The sequence below is a fragment of the Harryflintia acetispora genome, from assembly GCA_004340125.1.
GTDB lineage: Bacteria > Bacillota > Clostridia > Oscillospirales > Ruminococcaceae > Harryflintia > Harryflintia acetispora.
Genome location: SLUK01000008.1, coordinates 85,069 through 111,420, shown reverse-complemented (window position 1 = coordinate 111,420; position 26,352 = coordinate 85,069). Strand labels below are relative to the sequence as shown.

Annotated in this window: 25 protein-coding genes and 2 tRNA genes; 20 read left to right on the top strand and 7 right to left on the bottom strand. The window is 61.7% G+C overall.

What is annotated here, in order from left to right; genetic code table 11:
• Nucleotides 1–26: 26 nt before the first annotated feature.
• The 3 genes from EDD78_RS09825 to recD2 all read right to left on the bottom strand — a co-directional run bounded on the left by EDD78_RS09825 (nucleotide 27) and on the right by recD2 (nucleotide 4,036).
• Nucleotides 27–1,043 (bottom strand): rod shape-determining protein, encoded by a 1,017-nt coding sequence (locus EDD78_RS09825; protein WP_079699808.1) that lies wholly within the window; start codon nucleotides 1,041–1,043, stop codon nucleotides 27–29.
• A 74-nt stretch (nucleotides 1,044–1,117) separates the two neighbouring features.
• Complete coding sequence (locus EDD78_RS09820) at nucleotides 1,118–1,801, bottom strand: ComF family protein (protein WP_132084816.1); 684 nt, start codon at nucleotides 1,799–1,801, stop codon at nucleotides 1,118–1,120.
• Nucleotides 1,802–1,816: 15 nt separating this feature from the next.
• Nucleotides 1,817–4,036, bottom strand: a complete 2,220-nt coding sequence (gene recD2 / locus EDD78_RS09815; protein WP_132084815.1) for an SF1B family DNA helicase RecD2 — start codon at nucleotides 4,034–4,036, stop codon at nucleotides 1,817–1,819.
• Between the two features lie 178 nt (nucleotides 4,037–4,214).
• On the opposite strand from recD2, the gene EDD78_RS09810 reads away from it, so the two are divergent.
• The 3 genes from EDD78_RS09810 to EDD78_RS09800 all read left to right on the top strand — a co-directional run bounded on the left by EDD78_RS09810 (nucleotide 4,215) and on the right by EDD78_RS09800 (nucleotide 5,196).
• A tRNA-Ser gene (locus tag EDD78_RS09810) sits at nucleotides 4,215–4,301 on the top strand.
• Between the two features lie 270 nt (nucleotides 4,302–4,571).
• Nucleotides 4,572–4,662, top strand: a tRNA-Ser gene (locus EDD78_RS09805).
• Nucleotides 4,663–4,743: 81 nt separating this feature from the next.
• Nucleotides 4,744–5,196 carry a GNAT family N-acetyltransferase gene (locus EDD78_RS09800; protein WP_132084814.1) on the top strand — a complete coding sequence of 151 codons (453 nt, stop codon included), beginning with the start codon at nucleotides 4,744–4,746 and terminating at the stop codon, nucleotides 5,194–5,196.
• A gap of 80 nt (nucleotides 5,197–5,276) precedes the next feature.
• On the opposite strand, the gene EDD78_RS09795 is transcribed toward EDD78_RS09800, so the two are convergent.
• From EDD78_RS09795 to EDD78_RS09785, 3 genes are all read right to left on the bottom strand, one after another.
• Complete coding sequence (locus EDD78_RS09795) at nucleotides 5,277–7,319, bottom strand: bifunctional diguanylate cyclase/phosphohydrolase (protein ID WP_079699804.1); 2,043 nt, start codon at nucleotides 7,317–7,319, stop codon at nucleotides 5,277–5,279.
• A 26-nt stretch (nucleotides 7,320–7,345) separates the two neighbouring features.
• Nucleotides 7,346–7,699 carry an Hpt domain-containing protein gene (locus EDD78_RS09790; protein ID WP_159449020.1) on the bottom strand — a complete coding sequence of 118 codons (354 nt, stop codon included), beginning with the start codon at nucleotides 7,697–7,699 and terminating at the stop codon, nucleotides 7,346–7,348.
• Nucleotides 7,700–7,867: 168 nt separating this feature from the next.
• On the bottom strand, nucleotides 7,868–9,799 hold the full coding sequence (locus tag EDD78_RS09785) for a sensor domain-containing diguanylate cyclase (protein ID WP_132084813.1): 1,932 nt from the start codon (nucleotides 9,797–9,799) through the stop codon (nucleotides 7,868–7,870).
• Nucleotides 9,800–9,963: 164 nt separating this feature from the next.
• Between EDD78_RS09785 and EDD78_RS09780 the strand changes: the two genes are divergently transcribed.
• The 6 genes from EDD78_RS09780 to upp are packed head-to-tail and all read left to right on the top strand — an operon-like array spanning nucleotide 9,964 to nucleotide 14,951.
• Entirely contained in the window at nucleotides 9,964–10,983 is a 1,020-nt protein-coding gene (locus EDD78_RS09780) for an asparaginase (protein WP_286170837.1), read from the top strand.
• Between the two features lie 57 nt (nucleotides 10,984–11,040).
• Nucleotides 11,041–12,708: a formate--tetrahydrofolate ligase gene (locus EDD78_RS09775; protein WP_132084811.1), complete on the top strand. Its 1,668-nt coding sequence runs from the start codon at nucleotides 11,041–11,043 to the stop codon at nucleotides 12,706–12,708.
• Nucleotides 12,709–12,720: 12 nt separating this feature from the next.
• On the top strand, nucleotides 12,721–13,155 hold the full coding sequence (gene tsaE, locus EDD78_RS09770) for a tRNA (adenosine(37)-N6)-threonylcarbamoyltransferase complex ATPase subunit type 1 TsaE (protein ID WP_132084810.1): 435 nt from the start codon (nucleotides 12,721–12,723) through the stop codon (nucleotides 13,153–13,155).
• Nucleotides 13,152–13,856, top strand: coding sequence for a tRNA (adenosine(37)-N6)-threonylcarbamoyltransferase complex dimerization subunit type 1 TsaB (gene tsaB / locus EDD78_RS09765; RefSeq protein ID WP_132084809.1), 705 nt, complete (start codon nucleotides 13,152–13,154; stop codon nucleotides 13,854–13,856). Before tsaE ends, tsaB begins: the two co-directional genes overlap by 4 nt.
• The gene (gene rpiB, locus EDD78_RS09760; protein ID WP_079699797.1) at nucleotides 13,853–14,299 is read left to right on the top strand and encodes a ribose 5-phosphate isomerase B; all 447 of its coding nucleotides are present in this window, start codon (nucleotides 13,853–13,855) and stop codon (nucleotides 14,297–14,299) included. Before tsaB ends, rpiB begins: the two co-directional genes overlap by 4 nt.
• A gap of 19 nt (nucleotides 14,300–14,318) precedes the next feature.
• A complete protein-coding gene (upp, locus tag EDD78_RS09755) occupies nucleotides 14,319–14,951 on the top strand; it encodes a uracil phosphoribosyltransferase (protein WP_079699796.1) in 633 nt (210 codons plus the stop codon).
• 301 nt (nucleotides 14,952–15,252) lie between these two features.
• On the opposite strand, the gene ymfI is transcribed toward upp, so the two are convergent.
• On the bottom strand, nucleotides 15,253–15,993 hold the full coding sequence (ymfI, locus tag EDD78_RS09750) for an elongation factor P 5-aminopentanone reductase (protein WP_132084808.1): 741 nt from the start codon (nucleotides 15,991–15,993) through the stop codon (nucleotides 15,253–15,255).
• 110 nt (nucleotides 15,994–16,103) lie between these two features.
• Here ymfI and EDD78_RS09745 point away from each other — a divergent pair, with 110 nt between their 5' ends.
• The 11 genes from EDD78_RS09745 to EDD78_RS09695 all read left to right on the top strand — a co-directional run bounded on the left by EDD78_RS09745 (nucleotide 16,104) and on the right by EDD78_RS09695 (nucleotide 26,348).
• Complete coding sequence (locus EDD78_RS09745; RefSeq protein WP_079699794.1) at nucleotides 16,104–16,343, top strand: hypothetical protein; 240 nt, start codon at nucleotides 16,104–16,106, stop codon at nucleotides 16,341–16,343.
• 475 nt (nucleotides 16,344–16,818) lie between these two features.
• The gene (locus tag EDD78_RS09740) at nucleotides 16,819–17,955 is read left to right on the top strand and encodes an FtsW/RodA/SpoVE family cell cycle protein (RefSeq protein ID WP_165873181.1); all 1,137 of its coding nucleotides are present in this window, start codon (nucleotides 16,819–16,821) and stop codon (nucleotides 17,953–17,955) included.
• A gap of 15 nt (nucleotides 17,956–17,970) precedes the next feature.
• The gene (locus tag EDD78_RS09735; protein WP_132084806.1) at nucleotides 17,971–18,852 is read left to right on the top strand and encodes a Cof-type HAD-IIB family hydrolase; all 882 of its coding nucleotides are present in this window, start codon (nucleotides 17,971–17,973) and stop codon (nucleotides 18,850–18,852) included.
• A gap of 191 nt (nucleotides 18,853–19,043) precedes the next feature.
• Nucleotides 19,044–19,748 carry a UMP kinase gene (gene pyrH / locus EDD78_RS09730; protein WP_079699791.1) on the top strand — a complete coding sequence of 235 codons (705 nt, stop codon included), beginning with the start codon at nucleotides 19,044–19,046 and terminating at the stop codon, nucleotides 19,746–19,748.
• A 55-nt stretch (nucleotides 19,749–19,803) separates the two neighbouring features.
• Nucleotides 19,804–20,358: a ribosome recycling factor gene (gene frr, locus EDD78_RS09725; RefSeq protein WP_079699790.1), complete on the top strand. Its 555-nt coding sequence runs from the start codon at nucleotides 19,804–19,806 to the stop codon at nucleotides 20,356–20,358.
• A gap of 101 nt (nucleotides 20,359–20,459) precedes the next feature.
• A complete protein-coding gene (gene uppS / locus EDD78_RS09720; protein ID WP_079699789.1) occupies nucleotides 20,460–21,194 on the top strand; it encodes an undecaprenyl pyrophosphate synthase in 735 nt (244 codons plus the stop codon).
• A gap of 165 nt (nucleotides 21,195–21,359) precedes the next feature.
• Nucleotides 21,360–22,205, top strand: coding sequence for a phosphatidate cytidylyltransferase (locus EDD78_RS09715; protein WP_165873180.1), 846 nt, complete (start codon nucleotides 21,360–21,362; stop codon nucleotides 22,203–22,205).
• Nucleotides 22,206–22,219: 14 nt separating this feature from the next.
• Nucleotides 22,220–23,377, top strand: coding sequence for a 1-deoxy-D-xylulose-5-phosphate reductoisomerase (locus EDD78_RS09710; RefSeq protein WP_132084804.1), 1,158 nt, complete (start codon nucleotides 22,220–22,222; stop codon nucleotides 23,375–23,377).
• A gap of 25 nt (nucleotides 23,378–23,402) precedes the next feature.
• On the top strand, nucleotides 23,403–24,428 hold the full coding sequence (locus EDD78_RS09705) for a M50 family metallopeptidase (protein ID WP_165873179.1): 1,026 nt from the start codon (nucleotides 23,403–23,405) through the stop codon (nucleotides 24,426–24,428).
• A gap of 15 nt (nucleotides 24,429–24,443) precedes the next feature.
• Nucleotides 24,444–25,493 (top strand): flavodoxin-dependent (E)-4-hydroxy-3-methylbut-2-enyl-diphosphate synthase, encoded by a 1,050-nt coding sequence (gene ispG, locus EDD78_RS09700; protein ID WP_132084802.1) that lies wholly within the window; start codon nucleotides 24,444–24,446, stop codon nucleotides 25,491–25,493.
• Nucleotides 25,494–25,505: 12 nt separating this feature from the next.
• Nucleotides 25,506–26,348, top strand: a complete 843-nt coding sequence (locus tag EDD78_RS09695; RefSeq protein ID WP_132084801.1) for an aminoglycoside 6-adenylyltransferase — start codon at nucleotides 25,506–25,508, stop codon at nucleotides 26,346–26,348.
• The last annotated feature ends 4 nt before the right edge of the window (nucleotides 26,349–26,352 follow it).

The following is a 26,352-nucleotide window of genomic DNA, read 5'->3' as shown; positions in this document are numbered from 1 at the left end:
ATTTTTAGAAAGTATGTGCCCCGTATTCAGTGCTTGTGGGTCGGCGCGCCGACAAAGCCGTCCTGCAGCTCGCCGAGGAAGGCGAAGCTCTTGCCGGTGCCGATGGCCACGCACTCGACCGGGTTTTCGGCGATCCGCGCCTTGATGTGCAAAGTGTCCTCGATCAGCTCGTCGAGCCCCTGGATGAGCGAGCCGCCTCCGGTCATCAGCACGCCGTTGACGTGCACGTCGCCCACCAGCTCGGGCGGGGTGTGCTCGAGAACCTGCTGGATCGAGCGCACGATCTGCATGGCCAGCTCGTGGAGCGGCGCGTACAGGTCGGCCTGGGAAATCTCCAGCTTCTGCGGCAGGCCGTTGACCAGGTTGCGCCCCTTGATGGTGGCGGTCACGTTGGGGTCGGCCACGAAGACGTTGGCGATCTCCTGCTTGATCATCTCGGCGGTGCGCTCGCCGATGAGGATGTTGTAGCTGTTGCGGATGTGCCGGATGATCGCCTCGTCGAACTTGTTGCCGGCGATCTTGATCGAGGTCTTGGACACGATCCCGGACAGGGAGAGCATGGCGATGTCGCAGGTCCCCCCGCCCACGTCCACGATCAGGATGCCGTTGGGCTTGGTGATGTCGATCCCTGCGCCGATGGCCGCGGCGACCGGCTCCTCGATGAGATAGACCTTGCGCGCGCCGGCCGACACGGCCGCGTCCACCACCGCGTTGGACTCGACCTCGGTGATCCCCGAGGGGACGCAGATCGAAACGCGCGGGCGCAGCATGGCGCCGCTGCTGACCTTTTTGAGGAAGTATTTGATCATCTGCTCGGTGGTGTCGTAATCCGAGATCACCCCGTCCTCGAGCGGTCGGATGGCCCGGATGTTGTTGGGCGTGCGCCCAATCATCTGGTAGGCCTCCTCGCCCACCGAGAGGATTTCACCGGTGTTCACGTTGACCGCGACCACGCTTGGCTCCTTGAGCACGATTCCCTTATTTCCCACATAAACCAGCACCGTTGCGGTGCCGAGGTCGATTCCAATGTCGATCGAAGCCATAATTACCTCCAGAGAAAAATGAACGGGCCGTTCCCGTCCCAATATGAACAGTATACACCATATTGTGCCAATGTTCAACCGGATTTCTCACCGTCGTGCAAATTGGCACTCTGCCCGGAGCGCGCGCATCCGGCGCCGAAAACCCGATGGGCGCCCGCTTGCAGGAGCGCCTTCGCGCAGGCATTTAGGGTCGCGCCGGTGGTGATGATGTCGTCGCAAAGCAGGATGTCCCGCCCCTCGCTAAGCTCGGGCAGCGCGACGGCGAAAAGGTCCTCGACGTTATGCAGCCGCTCCCGGGCGGAGAGCATATGCTGTGCTTGCTTTTTGCGGGTCTGGATCAGCAGCGCCCCCTCGAAGGGGAGCCCGAGTTCCTTTGCCAGTGCCCGGCCAAAGACCCGGGCGGGGTTGTAGACGCGCCGCTGCTCCGGCTCAAAATTCGGCACGCAGCAGACCAGCGGGCGCGTTTCCCCGAGCGCCGCCTTGACTCCCGGGGCGGCCAGCAGGGCGAAGGCGTGGCCGAGCTCGCGGTGGCGCACCGACTTGAAGGAAATCAGCCGCTCGCGCACCACCCCTTTGTAGAAAAAGGGCGCGCAGCAACCCGAAAGGCAGCTGTTCTCCTCGGGAAAGAAGGGCTCGCTGCCTTGCGGCAGCCGGGCTTTGCAATCCGGGCAACAGGTTTCGTTATAGTGTACCACCCGGGAGCAGAAGATACACCTTGGCGGGTAAAATATCGCGCCGATCCGTTTTAAAATATCCATGCGGACCTCCCATCATCAAAGGCCGATACCGGCGGGGCTCCCGTCGCGCAGGAAGTCGCAAAGCCCGGTGTAGCGCACGGTGCGCAGGTTATTTTCCACCATATACCCCACCGCCGAGGCGCTCCCGACCAGGACCAGCAGGCGCTTGGCCCGGGTGACCGCGGTATAGAGCAGGTTGCGGTAATACATCTTGGAGCGGTAGTTCATCAGCGGCAGGATGACCGCCTCGAATTCGCTGCCCTGGCTTTTGTGCACCGTGATGGCATAGGCCAGCTCGAGCTGTTCGAGCAGCTCGAAGCTGTACTCGGCCAGGCGGTCCTCATAGCGGATGAAGAGGGTGCGGCTGGCCCGGTCGATGGTTTCGATCACGCCGATATCGCCGTTGAAGACGCCGGTGTTCTTGCTCTCGTCGTCCCGGGTGTAGGGGATGTCGTAGTTGTTGCGTATCTGCATCACCTTGTCCCCCTCCCGGAAGACGGTCCCCATGAAGGTGGCTTCCCGCTTATCGGGTGAGGCGGGGTTGAGCAGCGTCTGCAAATGCGCATTGAGCGCGGCGGTGCCGAGCGCCCCCACCCGGGTCGGGGCGATGACCTGGATGTCCCACAGCGGGGAATAGCCGTAGGCCTTGGGGAGCCGGGTGTGCATGAGTTCCCCCACCGTCTGGAGCGACAGGGCGTCGGACTGGCGGGGGAGGAAGAAGAAGTCGTTGTCCTTTTTGGAGAGGTCCGGCGCCTCGCCGAGCACGATCTTGTGGGCATTGACCACGATCAGGCTGCTGCGCGCCTGGCGGAAGATTTCAGTCAGCTTGACCACCGGGACCTGCCCGCTGGCGATCAGGTCGTAGAGGATGTTCCCGGCGCTCACGCTGGGCAGCTGGTCGGCATCCCCGACCAGCACCAGGCGGCAGGAGAGCTTCATCGCCCGCAGGAGCGAGTCGAAAAGCAGAGTGTCCACCATCGACACCTCGTCGAGGATGATCACGTCGTACCCGAGGGTGTTGCGCTCATTGTGGCGGAACTTGCTCCGCTGCATGTCCTGGGGGTCCACCTCCAACAGCCGGTGGATGGTCTTGGCCTCCCGCCCGGTCATGTCGCTCATGCGCTTGGCGGCCCGGCCGGTGGGGGCCGCGAGGGCCACCTTCTGGCGCTGCCCCTCGAAGAGGGTGATGATGGCGTTTAAGGTGGTGGTTTTTCCGGTGCCGGGGCCGCCGGTCAGGATTGAGATGCTGTGACAGAGCGCCGAACGGATCGCCTCGCGCTGGAGCGCGGCGAAGGTGAGCCCCTGTTCGCGTTCGAGCTGGTCGATCTCGGCGTCAAAGTCGATATCCGGGGCGTATTCGCTGAGCTTCATGAGGGAGAGGCGGGAGGCGATGTTGCGCTCGGCTAGGAAGAAGGGCGGCTGGTAGACGTATTCCCGCCCGTTTAAGGGGCAGGAAATCAGGCGCTCCTCCTCGATCGAGCGGCTGATCGCCCACTCGCAGAGCGACACGTCGCAGTCAAGTACCTGGCAGGCGACGCTGGCCAGCTTGTCCCGCGGCAGGCAGGTGTGCCCCGAAAGCAGATTCTCCCGCAGCACATATTCGATCCCGGCGAGCAGCCGCTCGGGGCTCTCGGCGTCGAACTCCAGCTCTCCGGCGATCTCGTCGGCCTTTTGGAAGGGCAGCCCGATCTCCTCGCAGCACAGCTCGTAGGGGTTCTTGCCGATGGTCTCCTGGGTCGAAAGGCCCCAGCGCTTCCAGATCTTGACCGCGTCCGAGGGGGAGATCCCGAACCTTGAAAGGTAGAGCATCACCGCGCGCAGTCCGTGGATGTGCTGGAATTCCTCGTAAATCTTGTCGGCCTTCTGCGGGGAAATCCCCTTGACCTGCCGAAGAAGCTCCGGCTGCTGCTCGATGACGGCGAGGGTGCGCTCGCCGAACGCCTCGACCAGGCGCTTGGCCAACACCGGGCCCACTCCGCGGATGGCCCCGGAGGAAAGATATTTTAAAATCGCATTGGCGGAGGAGGGCATCTGATGCTCGCAGGCGACGGCCTTGAACTGCAGCCCGTAGGTGGGGTGATGCACAAAGGAGCCGTGCAGCACCAGCCCTTCGCCCTCGTTGATGTCGGCAAACTCGCCGATCACGCAGACGAGCTCGCCGCCGACGTCGAAATCCAGGACGGAGAAGCCGGTGTCCTCGTTATAATAGACGATTCCTTCGACCTCGCCCTTGAGCTGCTCCAATTCCTGCTGCATACCGAATCCCTTTCCGCACAAAGTTGTATAAAGAACAATAGTTTGACAAAACTAGTATATACCATTTTACAGGGAAACTCAATCGCCGCAAAGAGGAAAAGCGGACAAACTCCTGGATGGATTCTATTGACACGGCTGGTAAATTGTGATATTATATTTTGGCTGACATGCCGTAGATGGAGAGATGTCCGAGCGGTTTAAGGAGCTGGTCTTGAAAACCAGTGACCCGAAAGGGCCGTGGGTTCGAATCCCACTCTCTCCGCCACTTTCTTTTTTGAAGAGTGGCGAAGAAGGATTCGAAGCGCGGGTAACTTTCAAGAGGGTTCAAATCCCTCCTTCTCCGCCAATTTTCTCGCGATTGGCGCCGACCGCTCGAGGTCCCGATTTCCCCTTTCCTCTCCATTGACTGCTTCCAATGGATCGCATGCCGTCGCCAAGAGGCACGGAGAACCACATCGCTGCGGCACTCAGTAACCAAAACTTAACATTGTGAGGAGCCGGGCCCCTGTGCCCGCGTTCCCTTCACTTTGACCATGGAGAAGTACTCAAGTGGCCGAAGAGGCGCCCCTGCTAAGGGCGTAGGGCGGGTAACCGTCGCGAGGGTTCAAATCCCTCCTTCTCCGCCAAAACCGCTTAAACAAAACTGTTTAAGCGGTTTTTTTATTGCAATTGAAACGTAAATCGTTGCCGGAGGTGAAAGCCGAAACATGGAAATTCAATGTATCCAGCCGGACGATGAGTTGTGGCTTCGCACGGCGGAATATGCGCGCGGCTGTTCGTGGCGGGCTGGGAAGTATTTGGCGGCTGAAATGGAAAACTGCCATTTTACAGAATGGGAGAGGGTGTTCGTTGCTACCCAGCAGGACGAGATCGCGGGATATTGCACCGTCTCCAAGAAAGACTGCATCCCAAACGTCGCCTATTCGCCCTATATCAGCTTTGTTTTTGTAGGGGAGAACCATCGCGGCAGACGGCTGAGTGAAAGGATGATTGATTGCGCCTGCCGGTACCTGGGCGGCTTGGGGTTTGAAACGGTCTATCTCGTCAGCGGTGAGAAGGGACTTTATGAAAAATACGGCTTTGTAAGGATCGACGAAAGGAAATCCTTTGAGGGGCATCGGGAGCAGATCTTTCAAAAAACGTTGGACTGGACAGAATGAAAGCGCCCGGAAGGAATTTTCTTCCGGGCGCTTTTGTGTGGATAAATACCCCAGTAGAGCGGGGGGATAATCCTCCATATTTAGTGATCCATCGGGGAGAGCACGCTCATCAGCTCCTGCATGGATTCGTCGTCATAGTAGCAATAGCGGTCCTTGCCGTTTTTCTTGGCCGCATACAGCGCTTGGTCGGCCGCGTGGAAGAGCTGCTCGTATCCGCCCGCGTTTTGGGGGAAGAGGGCGATCCCCATACTGACCGAGACCTCGAAGGATTGGAACTTGCCGTGCAGCGTACCGAAAATCCGCTCCACGATCGGTTCAATGTTCCCTTGGTATTCCAAAAACAGGAGGAATTCGTCCCCGCCGACCCGCGCGGCGATGTCCCCGCTGCGCACGCTCTTCTGAATCATCCTGGCCACATGCTGCAGCACCTGGTCGCCGAACATGTGCCCGTACTGGTCGTTGGCCTGTTTGAAGTTGTCCAAATCGAAGAGCGCCAGTGCGAAGGATTTGCCGTCCAGTGCCAGCGCGCGGTTGATCCAGTTGCGGGCCGAGGAGTGGTTGCTCAGCTTGGTTAATGAGTCCTGTTCGGCCAGCTTTTTGAGATGCTCGAGGCGAAGCTGCTCCTCGTGCACATCCACGAATTTACCGATCACGCCCACGATCTTCCCCGCCTCGTCCCCCTCCCAGAGCGGGCGGGCGACCGCCTTGTACCAGCGGTCCTCCCCCTTGACATGCAGGCAATAGGAGGCGCTGGCGATCGGCTTTTCCGGCGTGACCTCCTGCAGCCGGCGGCGCAGGTCGGCGTAATCCTGGGCGGAAAAGACCTGCTGCAGCTGCGCGTCGTTGGAAGGATGCTCGATGAGCACGCTCAGCCCGAGCTGGCGCGCGCCCCATTCCGAGAGGGAGAGCAGGCTGGTCTGATAGCTGTACTCGAACTGGATCTCGTTGGACATCGAGGCGAAGAACTGGTACTTGATCCGCTCCTGCTCGAGCAGCGTCAGGGTGCGGTTGGAGATTTTCCCGCTGGCGATCATCTGGCTGGAAAGCTCCTGGATGCTCGCATCGTTGATCCCGCCCAGGGAGCGCAGCTTTAATTCCTCCTCCAGGTAGGGCCCGACCTTGCGCAGGCAGTCCAGCAGCAGGGGGTTGAAGGCGCCGCACTCCCCGCTCAGGATCATCTTCATGGCGGTCTCATGCGGGTAGGCGGGCTTGTAAACGCGCACGTTGGTCAGCGCGTCGTACACGTCCGCGAGCGCCACCACCTGCGCCTCGATGGGGATGGTGTCCCCCATCAGCCCGTCGGGATAGCCTTCACCGTCCCACCGTTCGTGGTGCCAGCGGCAGATGTTGTAGGCGATCTGCAACAGCTCTTCGTGGTGGCGCTGCAGCGCGTCCTCCATGATCTGCGCGCCGATGAGGGAGTGGGTCTTCATCACCTCGAACTCCTGCGGAGACAGGCTGCCCGGGCGGTTGAGAATATCCTCGGGGATCGAAATCTTGCCGATGTCATGCAGGGCCGAGGCGTTGACGATCAGCGCCATGCGCGCGGCGGAAAGGGGATAGCGCCCGCTGATCTCCTGCAAATTGCGCAGCAGGATTTCGGTCAGGGTGCGGATGTGCAGCACATGCAGCCCGCTTTCCCCGTTGCGGAATTCGACGATGTTGGAGAGGATCTCCACCATCAAAAAATTGTTGCGCTCCTTCTCCACGATCTGCTCGGCCACCATGCTTTCGAGCACCTTCTGCTTGGAGTAGAGCATGATGGTGTTGCGCACCCGGCGCTGCACCGTCTTCTCGTCGAAGGGCCGGCTGATGTAATCGCTCGCCCCCAAGTCATAGGCGTGGTCGATGTAGGTGGAGGCGGTTTCCGAGGAGATGGTGATCACCGGGATGTGCTCGATCCAGCCGTTGCGGTTCATCAGCGACAGGACCTCGAAGCCGTCCATCTCCGGCATGACGATGTCCAGCAGCACCAGGGAGATTTCCCCATGCCGCTGCGACAGAAGGGAGACCGCCTCCACGCCGTTGGCCGCTTCCAGGATCTCGTAGTCCGGGCCGAGCATGTCCGCGAGCAGGGAGCGGTTCATCTCGGTGTCGTCCACGATCAGTATCAGGTTTTTCATGTTGGCCCTCTTCCTTTTTTGTATCCTCAGGCTTCCAGTTCCCGGATACAGGCAATGGTGGCCTCATAGTCCTGCCGCAGATGCTCGAGCATGGGGGCCGAGGCCGGGGTAATCGTCCCGCCGCGCAGCTCCTCGGTCAGAGCGCAGGCCGAGGCGTAGAGCGACGAAAGGCCGAGATTGACGCTGACCCCTTTGAGGGAATGCACCGCCCGGAACGCCTCCCCGGCATCCCCGCGCTCATAGGCGCCGCAGAGCAGCGAAAAGCTCGGGTCCTGCGGGAACTTGGAAAGGAAGCGCAGGAGCCTCTCCTGCGTGCCCATCCGGCGCAGCACATCGTCATAGTCCGCGCCGAGGTTCTCGAAGCATTCTTTTATCGTCATGGCTACCTCCATCGTTTGGCTCTATATGGCAGACCGGCGCGGCCCCAAGGCCGGCTGCGCCGTTTCTATAACTGTAACGCCGCGACAGCGCTCCTGCAGGAAATAATGAAAAGGCGGGCGCCCGCGGGAAACCCTCCGGGATGGCGCCCGCCCCAAGCGGCAAGGCTGTCAGTGCGCGCTTTCATAAAGGGTGAAGCCGTTTTTGCCGCGCGCCTTGGTCTGATAGAGCGCGGCGTCGGCGTTTTGATAGAGGCTCGCGAAGTCGCGCCCGTCGCGCGGGGCGAAGGCCACGCCGATGCTCGCCGAGATGTGCCAGCTCTTCCCGCCGCAGGCGTAGGAGCGGTCCAGGTCGCGGGAGAGCGCCTTGACCTTATCCGCCGCGAAGCGCTCCTCGGGGATGGACAGGAAGGCCACGAATTCGTCCCCGCCAATCCGCCCGAGCACGTCGCCGCTCCTGAAGTGGCTGCGGATCACCTGGGTGAACTCCTTGATCACCCCGTCGCCGAAGGCGTGGCCGAAGAGGTCGTTGGCCTGCTTGAAGTTGTCGATGTCGAAGATGAAAAAGGCGAACAGCTCGCCCGGCCTGTCGTAAAGCAGTTTTTCGATCCGCCGCTGGGTGGCCGACTTGGTCAGCAGGCCGGTCATCTCATCGGTCAGGGCCAGCAGCTGCAGGCGCTGTTCCTGCTGCTTTTCCGGCTCGATGTTCTGCCGGTAGGTCAGCATGTGCAGCGAGTTGTCGCTGTCCAGGTGTACCAGACGGGCGGTGATGCGCATCCAGTAGTAGGTGAGCCCGTCCCGGGTGATCATAAATTCATAGCGCAGGGTCTCTTCGCCGCTCTCATAGGCGCGGATCACATTTTGAGGGCAGAAGGTCCCGATATACCCTTCGCGGTATTCCTCCTTGATCTGCTTTTGGGCGATGATCTGCAGCGCCTTGTCGAAGGGGGTGCCCGCCGGCGCGCCCAGGCTCTCGAAGTAGCGCTCGGTCTCCTCGTTGGCGGCCCGGTTGTGGGTGATGTCCAGCTCGTAGATGTTCTCGAACAGCTGGCCGGTGGCCTGCTCGAAGATGGTGCGGCGCTCCTGCTCGATCGACTGGGCCAGGGCGACGATCTGCCTGTTAAAGGAGCGGATCACCCGGGTGATGACCACCAGGATTCCCGCCACGATGACCGAGATGATCAGCACGGTCAGCCTCATCTGGCGGTTGAGGTCGGCCACCAGCGCGGCGGTGTCCCGCTCGACCACCAGGTGCCAATCGAGCTCGGGCAGGAATCGGGAGACGATATAATTGCTCCTCGGCTTCCCGTCGAGGTCGGAGGTCCAGAACCGGTTGGGGGATTCCTCCTGCCTCCAGCCCAGCACCTCCTGGCGCGCCCGGGCGTCGTAATGCCGCAGCTCGAACAGGCTGCGCTGCTCATAGCCGGAGTATCGGGAGGAAATTTCGATCCTCCCCTCCTCGTCGATCAGGTAGACCCCGACGCCGTAGTCCCGCTCGTAATCGAGCAGCATCTCCTGCAGGTTGTCGATCCTCAGCCCGACCCCCACGACCCCCATGACCGTGCCGTCATGGTCCTTGATCTGGCAGTTGACGAAGACGGTGACCTCGTTTTGCGCCCCCTCGACCTCGTCGTTGTCCACGTTCATCGAGTAATCGAGCCCGTTCTCCAACAGGCTGTAGTACCAGTCGTTTTCCGGGTTTCCCTGAGTGAGGACCCGGTCCAGGCCGTTAAAATTATAGTAGCGCCCGGTGGCGGTGGAGACCAGGAAAACCGAATCGTAGCCATATTTATCCCGGTAGCCGGAAAGAAACCCCTGCAGGGTTTCGGTATAATCACTGTCGTCGAGGTGACCGGCCTCCTCGGAGAGGAAGTCCCGCAGCAGGCTGTCGTTGGCCATGGTCAGCGAGACGTTGACGGGTTTGGCAAAGGTGGAGGTCATCTGGTAATAGATCCCCTCGCTCGTCAGGTCGGAGACCTGCTCGATGCTCTGGAGCGAGGCACTGTAGTTGGTGCGGTAGCTGAGGATGGCGGTCCCCAAAAAGCCCGCCACAATAATCAGGCAGACCAGGAAATTGGTGCGCATCAGGATGTTCTTTTTCATAATTTGGCCTCCCTCGCCGCCCGGTGACCGGTCTATTTCATTGTATTACAAATCCCAGCCCGAATCAATTGTTTTTTGAAAAGGCGCCGGGGCCGCGGCAGCGCGTTGGGCCCTGCAGGCAAAGGTTGTGCGCGCGCGGCATTTGTGCTATCATGGGGCTCAGAATGAAAAAAGGACTGCTGAAAAGAATGAAAAAAATCCTGCTGATCGCCACCGGCGGCACCATCGCTTCAAAAAAGACCCAAAATGGGCTCGCGCCGCAGCTGAGCCCACAGGAGATGCTGCGCTTCCTGCCGGACTTCGGCGCGCTGTGTTCGGTGGACTGCCTGCAGCCGCTCTGCCTTGACAGCACAAACATCCGCCCAGAACACTGGCTGCTGCTCGCCTCGCTCGTCGAGCAGCATTACGCCGCCTACGACGGGTTCGTCATCTGCCACGGCACCGATACCCTCGCCTACACGTCGGCGGCCCTGTCCTATCTTTTGCAGCGCTGCCAGAAGCCGGTCATCCTCACCGGCGCGCAGCTCCCGATCGACGAGGAGATCACCGACGCCAAGACCAACCTCCTCGACAGCCTGCGCTGCGCCTGCTCGGACCTGCAGGGGGTCTATCTCTGCTTCAACGGGCACGTCATCGTTGGCACCCGCGCGCGCAAGACCCGCTCGAAGAGCTATAATGCCTTTTCATCCATCAATTTCCCCGACCTCGCCACCATCCGCGACGGGCACATCGTGCGCTACATCCCGGCGGCGCAGCCCGAGGAGCCGCGTTTTTACCACCGGCTCAACACCCGGGTTTTCCTGCTCAAGCTGATCCCCGGCCTGCCGCCCGAGGCGTTCTCGGCGGTGGGGGAGCTGTGCGACGGGCTGATTTTGGAAAGCTACGGCGTGGGCGGGATACCCGCGCAGTATCTCGAGGCGCTGGACAGGCTGATCGCGGCGGGCAAGACGGTGGTGATGGCGACCCAGGTGCCGCAGGAGGGGAGCGATCTTTCGGTCTATGAGGTGGGGCATCTCTTAAAGGAGCGCTACGACCTGCTCGAAACCTACGACATGACGCTCGAATCCACCGTTACCAAGCTGATGTGGGTGCTCGGGCAGACGGGCGACCCGCAGCAGGTGCGCAGGCTCTTCTACCGGACGGTGCACTACGACATCCTCTTTCACACCCGGCAGGAGGAATAGCGGGCCCAAAAAATTGTGCTATAATGATACCAATATCAATTACAGGGGGCGTTCATCATGTTATCGGACATTGAAATCGCACAGGGAGCTTCCATGCTGCCCATTTCTAAGGTAGCCGAAAAACTCGGGATCGGCGAGGACGAGCTCGAGTGCTACGGCAAATACAAGGCCAAGCTCTCGGACGCGCTGATGGCGCGGCTAAGGGACCGGCCCGACGGCAAGCTGGTGCTGGTCACCGCCATCAACCCCACCCCGGCGGGCGAGGGGAAGACCACCACCACCGTGGGGCTCGGGCAGGCCATGCAGAAAATCGGCAAGAAGGCGGTCATCGCCCTGCGCGAGCCCTCGCTCGGCCCGGTGTTCGGGATCAAGGGCGGCGCCGCCGGCGGCGGGTATGCCCAGGTGGTGCCGATGGAGGACATCAACCTGCACTTCACCGGGGATATGCACGCCATCACCAGCGCCAACAACCTGCTTTGCGCCATGCTGGACAACCATCTGCAGCAGGGAAATGCGCTCGGGATCGACCCGCGCAGGATCCTCTTTAAGCGCTGCCTGGATATGAACGACCGCGCGCTGCGCTCGACCATCGTGGGACTGGGCGGAAAGATGAACGGCGTCCCCCGCGAGGATGGCTTCCAGATCACCGTCGCCAGCGAGGTGATGGCGATTTTGTGCCTGGCGAGCGACATCACCGACCTGAAACGCCGTCTGGGCGACATCCTCGTCGCCTACAAATATGACAACTCCCCCGTTTACGCGCGCGACCTGCGCGCCGAGGGCGCGATGGCGGCGCTCCTGCGCGACGCGCTCAAGCCCAACCTCGTGCAGACGCTGGAAAACACCCCCGCCATCGTGCATGGCGGTCCGTTCGCCAACATCGCCCACGGCTGCAACTCGGTGCGCGCGACCAAGCTCGCGCTCAAGCTCGCCGACTACACCATCACCGAGGCGGGCTTCGGCTCGGACCTCGGGGCCGAGAAATTCCTCGACATCAAGTGCCGCTACGCCGGGATCGCCCCGAGCGCCATCGTGCTGGTGGCGACCCTGCGCGCGCTCAAGTATAACGGTGGGGTGGAGAAGGCCCGGGTCGGCGAGCCGAATGGGGAGGCGCTGCGAGCGGGGCTCTGCAACCTCGAGGCGCACATCGAAAACATGCAGAAGTACGGCGTGCCGGTGATCGTCGCCATCAACAAGTTCCCCACCGACACGGCCGGGGAGCTCGAGCTGCTGGCCGAATACTGCCGCCGTCGCGGGGCGCGCTTCGCCCTCTCGGAGGTGTTCGAGCGCGGGGGCGAGGGCGGCGTGGCGCTCGCCAACGCCGTCGTCGAGGCCTGCGAAGAGCCGGGATGCTTTAAGCTCCTTTACGATGAGAAGGCGCCCATCAAAGAGAAGGTCGAGACCATCGCGAGAGAGATCTACGGCGCCGCGGGCGTCGTCTATTCCCCCGCCGCGCAAAAGGCCATCGCCGGGATCGAGGCGCTGGGCAAGGCGGAGCTGCCGGTCTGCGTGGCCAAGACCCAATATTCCCTCTCGGACGACCCGAAGAAACTGGGCCGCCCGCAGGGGTTCGAGCTCTCGGTCAAGGACGTGCGCCTGAGCGCGGGGGCCGGCTTCATCGTGGTCTACACCGGGGACATCATGACCATGCCGGGGCTGCCTAAAGTCCCCGCCGCCGAGCACATCGACGTGGATGGTGACGGCATCATCTCCGGACTGTTTTAAAGGGGCGGCGGCATGACAACCTATCACACCCACTCCCCGCAGGAGACCGAGACGCTCGCCGCCACGGTGGCGCAGCACCTGCGCGCGGGGGACGTGATCGCCTACCGCGGCACGCTCGGCGCCGGGAAGACCTGCTTCACCCGGGGACTGGCAGCGGGGCTCGGGATCAAGTCGGCGGTCAGCAGCCCCACCTTCGCCCTGGTGCACGAGTACCGGGGCGAACGCCTCACCCTCTACCACTTCGACATGTACCGGATCGAGGGGGAGGACGACCTCTATTCCACCGGCTTTTACGATTATCTTAGCGACCCGCGCGCCCTGCTCGCCATCGAGTGGAGCGAAAACATCGACTTTGCGCTGGACTTTCCCCACATCACGGTGGAGATCGCCCCCGGCGCAGAGGAGGACGAGCGGGTGATCACCATAAAGGGGGACGGGCGGTTTTGAAGCTGCTTTCACTCGACGCTTCCTCCAAGGCGGCCTCCTGCGCCCTGGCCGAGGACGGACGCCTGCTGGGGGAATACTATGCCGACTGCGGGCTGACCCATTCGCAGACCCTGCTGCCGATGGTGCGCCAGCTGCTCGACACCACCGGCACCAAAACGGAGGAGATCACCCATGTCGCGGTCTCGAAGGGGCCCGGCTCCTTCACGGGGCTGCGCATCGGGCTCGCGGCGGCAAAGTCGCTCGCGGCGGGGCTCCACGTGCCGCTTTGCGGGGTGAGCACCCTGCTCTCCCTGGCTTATAACCTGCGCGGGATGCGCGGCACCGCCTGCACGGTGCTCGACGCGCGGCGGGGCCAGGTCTACTATGCACTCTTCGCGCTAAAGGACGGTGCGGTGCGCAGGCTCTGCGAGGACCGGGCCGGGCCGATCGGGGAGCTAAGGCAGGAGCTAAAAAATGTCGAGCCTCCTCTCTTTTTGGTTGGAGACGGGGCCATGTTGTGTTATAATAGTTTACAGGAAACCACCGAGGGCCTTGCGCTCTCGCCCGAACACCTGAGGCTGCAGCGCGCGTCCTCGGTCGGCTATGCCGCGCTTGCGCTCGGCGAATGGGATTCGGCCGGCGCGCTCGTCCCGAGCTACCTGCGCCTGTCGCAGGCGGAACGGGAGCTGCTGGAAAAGGAAAAGAAGGAGGCGAATTCATGATAGCCATCGGAGCGGACCACGGCGGCTATGCGCTCAAGGAAGAGATCAGGGCCCATCTCGACGAACAGGGTGTGGCCTACAAGGATTTTGGAACCTATGAGGGGAAGAGCTGCGACTACCCGGACATCGCCGAGGCGGTGACCGGTGCCATCAATGCCGGCGAATGTGAGCGCGGCATCCTGATCTGCGGCACCGGGATCGGCATCTCGATCGCGGCGAACAAGGTGAAGGGGATTCGCGCGGCGCTCTGCTCGGACTGCTACAGCGCCAAGTACACCCGGCTGCACAACGACGCGAACGTCCTTTGCATGGGCGGGCGGGTGATCGCGGGCGGGCTCGCCTGCGAGATCGTGGACCTGTTTTTAAATACCGCCTTTGAGGGCGGGCGGCACCAGCGCCGGCTCGACAAGATCGCGGCGATCGAGGAGCGAAACGAACATTAAAATAACGGAGGAAAACGATATGGGCATTCAGCCAGTCATCCTGGATCATCCGCTGATCCAGCACAAGATTTCACTCATGCGCGACAAGAACACCGGCTCGAAGGAGTTCCGTGAGCTGATCACCGAGGTGACCATGCTGATGTGCTTCGAGGCCACCCGCGACCTTCCGCTCAAGGAGGTGGAGATCGAAACCCCCATCGCCCTGGCCAAGACCAAGGTGATTTCGGGGCGCAAGCTGGCTTTCGTGCCCATCCTGCGCGCCGGGATGGGGATGCTCGACGGGGTACTTAAGCTCCTGCCCGCCGCCAAGGTGGGACATATCGGGCTCTACCGCGACCCGGATACCCACCTGCCGGTGGAGTATTACTGCAAGCTGCCCAGCGACATCAGCGAGCGGGACGTGATCGTGATCGACCCCATGCTCGCCACCGGCGGCAGCGCGATCGACGCGATTTCGCAGGTCAAGAAGCGGGGGGTAAAGTCGATCAAATTTATGTGCATCATCGCGGCCCCCGAGGGGCTTGAGGCCCTGACGGCCGCCCATCCCGACGTGCCGGTCTACATCGCCGCGCTCGACGAGCGGCTCAACGAGAGCAAGTATATCGTCCCGGGCCTCGGCGACGCGGGGGACCGCATCTACGGGACCAAATAATTTTTTCTTGGATATTTAAGGCGCGCTGTGGTGTTCCCACAGCGCGCCTTATTTTGTCGAAAAACTCTGTTGCTCAAAGAATGCACGCAGAATCCCGGCAATGAATCGGGTTCCTAAGGGAGCGAACGGCGCAATGGCGACGCCCCCTTGGCGAGAAGTTTGAGGGCGAGAAGCCCTCATAAAACGTAAGAAAGGGGAATCAAACCGTCCAGTGGACGGTTTGAGGGGAGAACCCCAAGAGGGGTTCTCCCGCCCTTTGCGCAAATCGCTCCGTTTTCATGCTGATTATCTGATCTTCCCTTTAAATCACAAACCCTCCGTTCGGGCTGAGCACCTGTCCGGTGATGAAGTCCGCCCCCTCGCTCGCCAGAAAGAGCACGGCGCTCGCGATGTCCTGCGGGGAGCCGATCACCCCGAGCGGCGTCTCCTCGCGCAGCGCGGTGCGGGTGTATTCGTCAAGGCCCTGGTTCATTTCGGTATCCACCACTCCGGGCGCGACGCAGTTGACGGTGATCCCGCTCGGCCCCAGCTCCTTGGCCAGCGCCTTGGTCATCCCGATGAGCGCCGCCTTGGCCGCCGAATAGTGCACCTCGCAGGAAGCCCCAGCGATTCCCCAGATCGAGGAAACGTTGATGATCTTCCCCTGCTGACGCGCGATCATGCCGGGCAGCACGCACTGGCAGCAGTGATAGGCCCCGTCCACGGTGACGGCGAACATCCGACGCCACTCGGCGGGCGATATGCTGCAAAAGAGCTTCTGCTGCGCGATCCCGGCGTTGTTGACCAGCACGTCCACCCGGCCGAAATCGAGGTTTATCTGCCGCACCAGCCGCTCGACCTGCGCGCGCTCGGACACGTCCGCCTGCACCGCGATCGCATCGCACCCGCCCGCGATCAGCTCGCGCGCCAGCGCCTCGGCGCGCGCCGCGCTCTGGTTATAATTGATCGCCACGCGGTATCCCGCCGCGCCGAAGACCCGCGCGCAGGCCAGCCCGATCCCGCGGGATGCGCCGGTGATCAGTACCACCTTTGACAATGTCACCGCCCCCTTTTGCCATCATTATAACAAATTTCAAAAATTTTGTCTGCTCCTTGTTCGGATGATCGCTGCGCCGCGTGGAACACTAATCAAAAAAGAAAGGAGCAATTTTTATGGATAAACCGCGCGGTACCCGCCCCTACGATGCGCAGGATGACGACGAGCTTTTCGACGAAAGCTTCACCGTGATGTCCTCGACCGAGTGCACCGGACTGATCCCCAGCGCCCCGACCGACGAGGCGCAGATCGATTCCTACGCTGAAATATACGACATCCCGCTCTCCAAGGACAAAACCAACGCGAAATTGCAGGACGAGAGGCGCCACGGGGAGATCCCGGGCCACCAGGAATAAGCTTAGCCTTCCCATTGTCTGCGCTTTGATACCAGCCGGCCGGGGCCCGCATAAACTGCGGGCCCCGGCCGGTTTTTATCCTGAAACGGCAAATCGGGGTGGAGCCCTTTACAGAGGGGTTAAAGGGAAATAAACATTTTTTGAATATTCCTTTTCTCGCCGCGCTTTGACTTGAATAAGCCGGTTGGACAGGCTATAATAGCCACAGAGCGGCTATTATTACATTTTTGCGGCCCGCCTACGGCGATGGCCGATTATCCCATTCGCGTTTTACGCTCATGGTATAATAGCCACAGAGCGGCTATTATTACATTTTTATGGCCCGCCTGCGGCGATGGCCGATTATCCCATTCGCGTTTTACGCTCATGGTATAATAGCCACAGAGCGGCTATTATTACATTTTTGCGGTCCGCCTGCGGCGATGGCCGATGATACACAGCGATGTCGATCCTATGTTTTCGGGAAAGGGGCCGAATGAAAAAGTTATTGCACTTCACCGCGGACTATCTGCGGCATACCGATATTGTCCTGATCGTCTTCTGCCTGGCGGCGTCGGGGATCAGCGTGGCGGCCCTGGCGGCGATGGCCCGTTCGGGCTATGTGGACACCTCGGGGCTGCCCTACAAGACCGCGCTGGTACAGCTGGCCGCCTCGGGGGCTGGGGTGTGCGTGGCCATGCTGCTCTCGAAGCTCGACTACCACACCATGGCAAAGCTTTGGAAAATCCACGCGCCGCTGTGCGTGGCGCTTGTTGTCCTGACCTTTTTCATCGGCATCACGGTGGGCGAGGCGGACGACAAGGCCTGGATTTCCTTGCCGCTGGGGCTGTCCTTCCAGCCCGCGGAGGTGCTCAAGATTTCCTTCGTCATCACCTTTGCGTTTCATCTGAGCGTGGTCAAGGAGGAGATAAATTCCCTGCGCAACGTCCTGCTGCTCGGCGCGCACGCCGCGCTGCCGGTGCTGCTGGTCCATCTGCAGGGGGACGACGGTACCGCGATGGTTTTCGCCTTTATCTTTTTATCCATGATCTTTGTCGCGGGGCTGAGCTGGCGCTACCTGCTCGGGGCGGCGGCGGCGCTCGCGGCGGCGGCGCCGCTGGTCTGGATCTATGTGATGAACGAGGACCAGCGCCAGCGGATCGAAATGATTGTGACCGGGAACCTCGACCCGTCGGGGATCGGCTACCAGCAGTGGCACGGCCTGCTCTCGATCGGCTCGGGGCAGCTGCTGGGCACCGGGCTTTTTGGCGGCGAGCACCGGTACGTGCCCGCTATGCGCAACGACTTCATCTTCGCCTTTTTGGGCGAGGCGATGGGCTTTGTCGGCTGCCTGATCGTCATCCTTCTGCTGCTGGGGATCTGCTCGCGCATCCTCTGGACCAGCCACCTGGCGCAGGACGACCTGGGACGGTATATCTGCATCGGCATTTTTGCGATGATCGCCTTCCAGTCGATTCTCAACATCGGCATGTGCCTGAGCATGCTGCCGGTCATCGGGGTGACGCTGCCCTTCTTTTCGGCGGGCGGCACCTCGGCGGCGGCGCTCTATCTCGGGATCGGGGTGGTGCTCAGCGTCTACATGCACTCGCGCCGCCATCTGTTCATGGACTAGAAAGGGGAGCTGTTTTTGCCAATCAGGATGATCGCGGCGGACCTGGACGGGACGCTGCTTTGCGAACAAAATACCATCTCGCCCGCCACCCTGCGGGCCATCTCTGCGGCGGCGCGCCTGGGGGTGCGGATCGTACCGGCCACCGGGCGCATTTTCAGTGAGCTTTCGCAGGTTTTGTGCCAGCTGCCCGAGGCAGAGTATCTGGTGACCGCCAACGGCGCCGCCGTGATGACCCGGGAGCGGGAGGTCTTATGGGGGAACTGTATTTCTCCGCAGCTGCTCGGGCGGGTCATGTCGGTTGTGCAAAACAGGCACACCTTTGCCGAGGTGACGATGGAGGACGGGCGCAGCTACAGCGAGCGCGAGGAGATGCAGCGCATGTCCGACTTCGGGGTGCGGGATGACTTTTTCGAGAGCATTTTCGCCTGCGTCGAGCCGGTGGACGGCCTGTCCGGCTTTTTGCGGCGCCTTAATCAGCCCGCGGCGAAGATATACCTCTCCTTCAGCAGCCAGGAGCAGCGCAGGCTGGCCTGGCGGGAGCTCGAGGCGCTCGGCGGGCTTTACGTCACCACCTCGATGGAAAACAACCTCGAGCTGGCGGCCGCCGGCTCGGGCAAGGCGCAGGGGCTGCGCGCCCTGTGCGAAATTTTAAAGATCGACCCGTGCGAGGTGCTGGCGCTGGGGGACAACCACAACGACGCCGGGATGCTGCGTCTGGCCGGGATCGGGGTGGCGATGGGCAACGCCACCAAAGAGGCGCTGCAGGCGGCCGACTATGTCACCGCGGCTTGTGATAAGGACGGGGCCGCCGGCGCGATCGAGCGCTTCGTATTAAACGCCTGTGCGGGAAAGGATGATCTTGTTGGTGTTGCCGGCTTATCGCGGGAAGGTCTGTGATTTGGTCGCGGCCGTCAGCCTGGCCCTGTCAGGGGCGGCGGTGGCGGTCGTCGGGATGGTGATGGCGGCGCGCATTATGCGCCGCTAAGGGGAATTTTCGCCCGTTAGTCTTTACATACCGGGGACCATATTGTAAAATATAAGAAAACGGGACGCCCCCGGGCGCTCCGGAAAGGGTTGGTTATTTAAGGATGGCGCTGCTTTATCGGAGGGTACTGCTCAAGCTCAGCGGCGAGGCGCTCGCCGGCGAGAAAAAGATGGGGATCGACCACGAGATCGTGGTCAATATCTGCAAGAGCATCAAGAAGTGCGTCGACCTCGGGGCCGAGATCGCGATCGTGGTGGGCGGCGGAAACTTCTGGCGCGGCCGCCAGAGCGGCGACATGGACCGCACCCGCGCCGACCACATGGGGATGCTCGCCACCGTCATCAACGCCCTGGCGCTGGCCGATGGGCTGGAGGCCCAGGGGCTGGATGTGCGGGTGCAGACGGCCATCGCCATGCAGGCGATCGCCGAGCCGTATATCCGCGCGCGCGCCGTGCGCCACCTGGAGAAGGGGCGGGTGCTTGTCTTCGGCTGCGGCACCGGCAACCCGTTCTTCTCAACCGATACCACCTCCTCGCTGCGCGCGGCCGAGATTGAGGCGGACATCATCTTCAAGGCCACCATGGTGGACGGGGTCTACGACAAGGACCCGCACAAGTTCCCGGACGCCGTCAAGTACGACACCTTGACCTTCTCGGACGTGCTGGGCAGGCAGCTGGGCGTGATGGACATGACAGCCGCCTCGATGTGCCGGGACAACGGGATTCCGGTGCTGGTCTTCTCGCTGCAAAGCCCGGACAATATCGTGGACGCCATCGAGGGCAAGCAGATCGGCACGCTGATTCAGTAGGATTTACCGGGGCCACCCCCGGACTTTGGAACATAACGAAAGGGGAAAATCACCCATGAAGGAACAGGTAAAGCTCTTTGAAGGCAAAATGCAAAAGAGGGTCGATTCGCTCAATTCCGAGCTGTCCGCCATCCGGGCGGGGCGCGCCAACCCGGCGGTGCTCGACAAGGTGATGGTCGATTACTACGGCACCCCCACCCCGGTACAGCAGGTGGGCGCGGTCTCGGTGCAGGAGGGCAAGATCCTGGTCATCCAGCCCTGGGACAAGAGCCTGATCAAGGCGATTGAAAAGGCGATCCAGGTTTCAGACATCGGGATCAACCCGACCAACGACGGCAACGTCATCCGCCTCGCCTTCCCGCCGCTGACCGAGGAGCGCCGCCGCGAGATCGGCAAGCAGGCGCACAAATACGGCGAGGAGGCCAAGGTCTCGGTGCGCAACGTGCGCCGGGACGCCAACGACAAGCTCAAGGAGATGAAGAAGTCCTCCGAGATCACCGAGGACGAGCAGAAGCAGGGCGAGGAGCAGATTCAGAAGCTCACCGACAAGTACTGCAAGGAGATCGACAACCTGGTCGCCGCCAAGCAGAAGGAGATCATGGAGCTGTAAAAACGGCGGAAAGGATACGGGGTCCGGTGTGGGGCGTAGGGCATACGCCCCACAATCCATTGGTGGGCGCCGGGCCGCCATGGGAAGGATGAAAAAGGCTGATGGATTATAAACCGCTGCTCGAAAGGCTCAAGGGGATCGAGCTGCCAAGGCATGTGGGCATTATCATGGACGGGAACGGCCGCTGGGCGCAAAAGCGCATGCTGCCGCGCAGCGCGGGACACCGCGAGGGGGCGAACACCTTCGGGAAGATCGCCCGCTTCGCGCGGGAGTGCGGGATAAAGTATATCACCTTTTACGCCTTCTCGACCGAGAACTGGCGGCGTCCCGAGCAGGAGGTGCGCGAGCTGATGGAGCTGCTGCATAAATTCCTGCGCGACTCGTATAAATATAAGGATGAGAACATCCGCACCCTCTTTTTGGGGGACCTGAGCCCCTTAAGCGACGCGCTGAAAGCCGAGATCAAGCGGGTGGAGGAGGGCAGCGCGGACAATACCGGGCTCACGGTGAACATCGCACTCAACTATGGCTCGCGCGATGAGATCGTGCGCGCGGCGCGCGCGCTGGCAAGGGATGCGAAGGCGGGCGCGATTGATCCCGAGGCGGTCGATGAGCAGGCGCTTTCCGACCGGCTTTACACCGCCGGCATGCCGGACTGCGATTTGGTCATCCGCCCGAGCGGGGAGCAGCGCCTTTCCAACTTCCTGCTCTGGCAGTCCGCCTACGCCGAATTCGTCTTTATGGACATTCTCTGGCCGGATTTTGGCGAAGAGGACTTTACCAATGCGGTGCTGGAATACGCGCGGCGTTCCCGCCGCTTCGGGGGAATCGGCTGAGCGGCCGGGCCCCGGCGCTGAGACATTTCATTTCGATTTGAGAGGAACGAAAGTTTGAAAGAGGAATCTTTCAAACTTCAGGGTATTGCACCTTGGCGGTCTCTCAACCGCCGTTTCGGCAAAGCCGAAGCCGGCGCAATTCCTGAGAAAGGTATGGACATTCACATGAAACAGCGTATCATTACCTCCTTTGTCTGTCTGGTCATCCTGTTCGCGGTGCTGGCCTTTTTCGATACCTGGCTCTTCAACTTGGTGATCGCCGCCATCGCGGCGCTCGCCCTTTACGAACTGCTCGGCGCGGTTCACTGCCGGGGGATTCTTTCGCTGAACCTGGTTTGCTGCCTGTATGGGGCCGCCATCCCCTTCATCCCGCACGGGATGACCTCGAGCCTGCTGGCCCCCCTGACGGCGGTGTACATATTCCTGCTCTTTTTGATCCTGCTGCGTGAGCACCGCCGTGTCAGCGCGCAGCAGATCGGTTTTTGCTTCTTCGTCTCCCTCGCCGTCCCCTTCGCGATGAGCACCACCGTTTACCTGCGCCAGCGCGAGGGCTGGCCCGTCGCTTTGGGGCTGATCCTCGTGGCGCTTTCGGGCGCCTGGATGAGCGACACCGGGGCCTATTTCACCGGCCGCTTCCTCGGCCGGCACAAGCTGGCCCCCGAGATCAGCCCGAAAAAAACGGTGGAGGGCGCCATCGGCGGGGTTGTGGTCTGCGTGGTCTTTACCCTGCTGATCCTCTGGGGCTATGCCGCGATCTGCGGGCAGTTCTTCGGTGTGCGGCTGGCGGTGCACTACGGCACGCTGGCGCTGATTATGCCGCTGGTCTCGGTGAGCGGGATGCTCGGGGATTTGAGCGCTTCGGTCATCAAGCGGCAGGGCGGGCTCAAGGATTACGGCACCATCTTCCCCGGGCATGGCGGGATCATGGATCGCTTCGACAGCGCCCTGTTCACCATGCCGACCGTCTTTTTGCTCTCGCATTATCTGACCATCATCGGGCTGGCGGCGTGAGGAGGAAGGACAAAGTGGAAAACGAGCAAAAAACAATCAGCATCCTGGGCAGCACCGGCTCGATCGGAACCCAGGCGATCAAGGTGTGCGAGGCGCTGGGGTTTCGGGTGCGCGCGCTGGCGGCGAGAAGCAACGTGTCGTTGCTCGAGCAGCAGGCGCGCCGCCTTCGCCCCGCGCTTTTGTCCGTTTCAAACGAGGAGGCCTGGCGGGACCTTCGCGTCCGCCTGGCGGATACAAATGTCGAAATCCTTCTCGGGACCGAGGGGATGTGCGAAATCGCCGCCGGCGGGGAAAACGACCTCGTTTTAAACTCGGTGGTCGGAATGGTGGGCCTGCGCCCGACCCTCGCGGCGCTGGAGGCGGGCAAGGACGTGGCGCTGGCCAACAAGGAGACGCTGGTCGCCGCGGGCGGACTGGTGACGGAGACCGCGCGCCGGCACGGCGCCAGGCTCATCCCGGTGGACAGCGAGCATTCGGCGATATTTCAGTGCCTTTGTGGGAATGATAGTAAGGACGTGCGCCGCCTGCTGCTGACCGCCTCGGGCGGGCCGTTTTTCGGCAGACGCTCTGAGGAGCTCGAACACGTCATGGTCGAGGACGCGCTGCGCCATCCCAATTGGCAGATGGGCGCAAAAATCACGGTGGACTGCGCGACGATGATGAACAAGGGCCTCGAATTCATCGAGGCGATGTGGCTCTTCGGCGTCGCCCCGGAGCAGATCGAAATCCTCGTGCACCGGGAGAGCGTCGTCCACTCGATGGTGGAATACCGCGATGGGGCGGTGATGGCCCAGCTCGGGGTGCCGGACATGGCCATCCCGATCCAGTACGCGCTCACCTTCCCGCGGCGGCTGTCCTGCGAGGTAGGTACCCTCGACCTCTTCGAGGTGGGGAAGCTCACCTTCCAGCGGCCGGACTATGAGACCTTTCGCTGCCTCGGCGCGGCGCTCGAAGCGGCAAAGCGCGGCGGGCTCTCCCCCTGCGTGGTCAACGCCGCCAACGAGGCGGCCGTGGCACTCTTTTTAGAGCGCAAAATCGGCTTTATGGAGATTGCGCGCGCGGTCTGCGGCGCGCTCGAGGAGGTACCCGCGGGGGACTATGAGTCCCTCGACGAGGTGCTCGAAGCCGCGCGGCGCGCGCAGGACTATGTCAATCAGAAAATTTCGCAGTAAGTAACGATAGAAAAGGGTGGATTTTTTGCAGCTTGTTTTTCAGATCGTCGTCGCCGTCATTACCTTCGGACTGATCATCTTCATCCACGAGCTCGGGCACTTCCTGGTGGCCAAGAGCGTGGGGATCACGGTGCATGAGTTCGCCCTCGGAATGGGCCCGAAGCTCTGGTCGATGAAACGCGGGGAGACCACCTATGCGCTTCGCCTGGTCCCCATCGGCGGCTTTGTGCAGATGGAGGGAGAGGACGAGGAAAGCGACAAGGCGGGGTCCTTCGGCAGCAAAAAGATTTGGCAGCGGATTCTGGTGGTGGTCGCAGGCGCTTTGATGAACATCCTGCTGGGCTTCCTCATCATCCTGGGGCTGACCATCTCGGAGGATGCGCTTTCCTCCTCCACCATCGCGGTCTTTGACGAGGCGGCGACCAGTTCCTCGAGCCTGCAGGTGAACGACCGGATTCTTGCCATCAACGGCGCGAAGGTGCATATCGGCAACGACATCGTCTTCGAGCTGCTGCGCGACGACGACGGGGCGGTGGACTTCACCATACTGCGCGGCGGGCAGCGCCTCGAGCTGCCGGGCGTGCAGTTCGAGACCCGTAAGGCCGAGGACGGCACCAACCTGATCTCGCTGGACTTCAAGGTCTACGCGCTGGAAAAAAGCGCGCGCAACGTCGCGCTCTACTCCTTCTACTGGACCGGCGGCACGGTGCGCCAGGTCTGGGTTTCGCTGTTCGATTTGATCACCGGGCGGTATGGCCTCAGCCAGCTCTCCGGACCGGTCGGGGTGACCACCGCCATCGGCCAGGCGGCCACCATGGGGGCGCAGTCGGTGCTGCTGCTCATCGCGCTGATCACCATCAACGTGGGGGTCTTCAACCTCCTGCCGGTTCCGGCGCTCGACGGCGGGCGGCTGGTCTTTCTGCTCATCGAGCTGATCTTCCGCCGGCCGGTGCCCCAGAAGTACGAGGCCTATATCCACGCGGCGGGGATGCTGTTGCTCTTCGGACTGATGATCGTGGTCACCTTCAACGATATTATACGGCTGTTTTAAAGGATGGGCGGGACGATGAAACGAGCGACAACGAAACGGGTGATGGTCGGCGGCGTCCCCATCGGGGGCGGCAGCGAGGTGACCATCCAGTCGATGTTAAACGTTCCCTGCGCGGACGTTAAGGGGAACGTGGAGCAGGCCAAAGCACTGCAGCGGGCGGGCTGCCAGATCATCCGCGCGGCGATCGAAAACATGGAGGCCGTGCGGCTGATCGACGCGGTCAAATCGGCGGTGGATATGCCCTTTGTGGCGGACATCCACTTTGATTACCGCCTCGCGCTGGAGGCGGTGGCGGCGGGTGCTGACAAGATCAGGATCAATCCCGGCAACATCGGGGACGAGGGGCGGGTGCGCCAGGTGGTATCCGCCTGTAAGGCGAAGGATATTCCCATCCGCGTCGGGGTCAATTCCGGGTCGCTGGAGCGGCAGATCCTCGAGAAATACGGTTCCCCGACCGCCGAGGCGCTCGTCGAGAGCGCGCTCTATCACGTCGGGCTGATCGAGCGGTGCGACTATGACAATATCGTGGTCTCGATCAAGTCATCAAGCGTACATAAGATGATCGAAAGTTATCGGCTGATGGCCGAAAAAAGGGACTATCCGCTCCACCTCGGAGTGACCGAGGCGGGCACCGCCCGCATGGGGCTTTTAAAGTCGGCCGTCGGGATCGGTTCGCTGCTCCTGGACGGGATCGGGGACACCATCCGGGTGTCGCTGACCGCCGACCCGATCGAGGAGATCGCCGCGGCGAAGGATATCCTGCGCGTCTGCGGGCTGCGGCGCGGCGGGGTCAACCTCATTTCCTGCCCGACCTGCGGGCGCACCAGGGTGGCGCTCATCCCGCTGGCCCAGCAGGTGGAGAAGGCGCTGCAGGGGGTGGACAAGCCCATCACCGTGGCGGTGATGGGGTGCGCGGTCAACGGCCCGGGGGAGGCCAGGGAGGCGGATATCGGAGTGGCCTGCGGCGACGGGTGCGGGCTGATCTTTCGGAAGGGAGAAATTCTCGAAAAGGTACCGGAGGAGCAGATTCTGACGACGCTGCTCTCCTATATTGAGAAGCTGTAAGGGGGCGGCTGCATGGGAAGGTATGACCGTCTTATCGACCGGATCGTGCGGTGGGGTGAACAGGAAAGGTCTCTTCATGCCATTTTGGAAATCGGCTCCCAGGCTCGGGAGGACCACCCGGCGGACGAGAGCTCAGACCTCGATCTGATCTTGGTTGTAGATGAACCAAGCGTTTATATTGAGTCGGATGACTGGCTCAAAAAGATCGGCCCTTTTCATATCTCCTTTGTCGAAAATACCGTTGCAGACGAGCGGGAGCGGCGGGTCCTGTTCGACGGAGCGCTGGACGTCGACTTTGTGCTTCTTTCGAAAAGCTCGGTTCAAAAGCTGGCGAGCAGGGAGGTACGGGGAATCCTTGGCCGCGGCTGCCGCGTCCTGATCGACAAAATCGGGCTGGCCGACAGGCTCCCGGGGGTGTCGCCTGGGGAGTCCTCTTGCTATCCGCCCACGCGGCAAAAATTTGAAAATGTGGTGAACGATTTTTGGTACCACGCGATTTTGACAGGGAAGAAGCTGCGCCGCGGCGAGCTTTGGGCGGCGAAATTCTGCGTGGACTCTTATATGAAGTGGAGGCTCCTCTGGATGACTGAAGCCTATGCCCATGCTTTGCACGGGCCGGATTACGACACCTGGCACGAGGGCCGCTTCCTTGAGGAGTGGGCGGAGGATTGGATTTTAAAAGGACTGTCACAATGTTTTTCCCATTATGACAAGGACGACATGAAGGCGGCTCTGCTGTCGACGATGGAGCTGTTCGGATCGGTGGCGCTAAAGAGCGCCAAGCTGCTCGGCTATCCGTACCCGTATGGGGCACAGGAATACAGCGCTGCCTGGGTGAAAGAGAATTTGGCGTAGCGTC

What these genes read in the sequence shown, in the direction of transcription:
- EDD78_RS09695 (WP_132084801.1), top strand. Translation starts at nt 25,506, where the DNA reads ATGGGAAGGTATGACCGTCTTATCGACCGGATCGTGCGGTGGGGTGAA.
- tsaE (WP_132084810.1), top strand. Translation starts at nt 12,721, where the DNA reads ATGACAACCTATCACACCCACTCCCCGCAGGAGACCGAGACGCTCGCC.
- EDD78_RS09800 (WP_132084814.1), top strand. Translation starts at nt 4,744, where the DNA reads ATGGAAATTCAATGTATCCAGCCGGACGATGAGTTGTGGCTTCGCACG.
- EDD78_RS09785 (WP_132084813.1), bottom strand. Translation starts at nt 9,799, where the DNA reads ATGAAAAAGAACATCCTGATGCGCACCAATTTCCTGGTCTGCCTGATT.
- EDD78_RS09740 (WP_165873181.1), top strand. Translation starts at nt 16,819, where the DNA reads ATGAAAAAGTTATTGCACTTCACCGCGGACTATCTGCGGCATACCGAT.
- rpiB (WP_079699797.1), top strand. Translation starts at nt 13,853, where the DNA reads ATGATAGCCATCGGAGCGGACCACGGCGGCTATGCGCTCAAGGAAGAG.
- frr (WP_079699790.1), top strand. Translation starts at nt 19,804, where the DNA reads ATGAAGGAACAGGTAAAGCTCTTTGAAGGCAAAATGCAAAAGAGGGTC.
- EDD78_RS09745 (WP_079699794.1), top strand. Translation starts at nt 16,104, where the DNA reads ATGGATAAACCGCGCGGTACCCGCCCCTACGATGCGCAGGATGACGAC.
- uppS (WP_079699789.1), top strand. Translation starts at nt 20,460, where the DNA reads ATGGATTATAAACCGCTGCTCGAAAGGCTCAAGGGGATCGAGCTGCCA.
- pyrH (WP_079699791.1), top strand. Translation starts at nt 19,044, where the DNA reads ATGGCGCTGCTTTATCGGAGGGTACTGCTCAAGCTCAGCGGCGAGGCG.
- EDD78_RS09780 (WP_286170837.1), top strand. Translation starts at nt 9,964, where the DNA reads ATGAAAAAAGGACTGCTGAAAAGAATGAAAAAAATCCTGCTGATCGCC.
- EDD78_RS09790 (WP_159449020.1), bottom strand. Translation starts at nt 7,699, where the DNA reads ATGACGATAAAAGAATGCTTCGAGAACCTCGGCGCGGACTATGACGAT.
- ispG (WP_132084802.1), top strand. Translation starts at nt 24,444, where the DNA reads ATGAAACGAGCGACAACGAAACGGGTGATGGTCGGCGGCGTCCCCATC.
- EDD78_RS09825 (WP_079699808.1), bottom strand. Translation starts at nt 1,043, where the DNA reads ATGGCTTCGATCGACATTGGAATCGACCTCGGCACCGCAACGGTGCTG.
- upp (WP_079699796.1), top strand. Translation starts at nt 14,319, where the DNA reads ATGGGCATTCAGCCAGTCATCCTGGATCATCCGCTGATCCAGCACAAG.
- EDD78_RS09775 (WP_132084811.1), top strand. Translation starts at nt 11,041, where the DNA reads ATGTTATCGGACATTGAAATCGCACAGGGAGCTTCCATGCTGCCCATT.
- EDD78_RS09795 (WP_079699804.1), bottom strand. Translation starts at nt 7,319, where the DNA reads ATGAAAAACCTGATACTGATCGTGGACGACACCGAGATGAACCGCTCC.
- EDD78_RS09715 (WP_165873180.1), top strand. Translation starts at nt 21,360, where the DNA reads ATGAAACAGCGTATCATTACCTCCTTTGTCTGTCTGGTCATCCTGTTC.
- EDD78_RS09820 (WP_132084816.1), bottom strand. Translation starts at nt 1,801, where the DNA reads ATGGATATTTTAAAACGGATCGGCGCGATATTTTACCCGCCAAGGTGT.
- recD2 (WP_132084815.1), bottom strand. Translation starts at nt 4,036, where the DNA reads ATGCAGCAGGAATTGGAGCAGCTCAAGGGCGAGGTCGAAGGAATCGTC.